General features: G+C 75.2%; 1 protein-coding gene. It reads left to right on the forward strand.

Features of this window, described 5'->3' with window-relative positions; genetic code table 11:
- Positions 1-165: 165 nt before the first annotated feature.
- The coding region (locus tag P1P70_RS45315; protein ID WP_319248422.1) for a PAS domain S-box protein at positions 166-771 on the forward strand (606 nt) is incomplete at its 3' end.

The following is a 771-nucleotide window of genomic DNA, read 5'->3' on the forward strand; positions in this document are numbered from 1 at the left end:
GGTGCTCGCTGGGGCTCGGCGGGGTCCTGCGGGGGCCCGGTGCGTGCCGGTCCGTGCGCCGTGGCGTGCGGTCGTGCGATATGCGCCGTCACAAGTTGGCCTGCCTGCGATCACACAAGGTGAATAATGGGGCCTGAGGGCGTCTCAGCGACAGAGAGGGTCGCCGTGGGGACCGACAGGGACAGTGCCGTTTCCCGTCAGCGCTTCGACGTGGCCGACGCCGCGCCGTTGCTGATCGACGCGGACGGGTTCGTGACGAGCTGGACCAAGGACGCCGAGCGGCTCTTCGGGTATCCCGCGGCCGAGATCCTGGGTCGCAGCGTCCGTACGCTCCTGTTCGACGAGGACGGCGAACGCATCGGCGCGCTGGCCGAGACCCATCGCGCGCTCGGCGGCTGGTCCGGCATCCTCACCGCCCGCCACCGCGACGGACACCCCGTCAAGGTGATGGTCCGCGTCGTCCCCACCCGTGAGGCCCGGCCGCCTGTGCCGCCGGTACCACCTGTGCCGCCGGTACCACCTGTGCCGCCTGTTCCGGGTGAACCGGTGGGCGGGGGGCCTCGGGCGGCCGGAAGCCCCCGGCAGAACCCGCACCCGCCCAAGCCCGCTCCGCCCCGGACCACGTCAGCGGCGGGGCCGGGAACCACCCGGCCGCCCGCGCCCTCCACCGGGCGGGCCCCGTCCCGGGAACGCGGTGCCTGGCCCGCCGCGTCGCAGCACTCCGGCGGCCCGACCGCCGGCCGGCAGACCGTCCCCGCCCCCGCCCCCGAT

Origin of the sequence: Streptomyces sp. MB09-02B, from assembly GCF_033794485.1 — a bacterium.
Classification (GTDB): domain Bacteria; phylum Actinomycetota; class Actinomycetes; order Streptomycetales; family Streptomycetaceae; genus Streptomyces.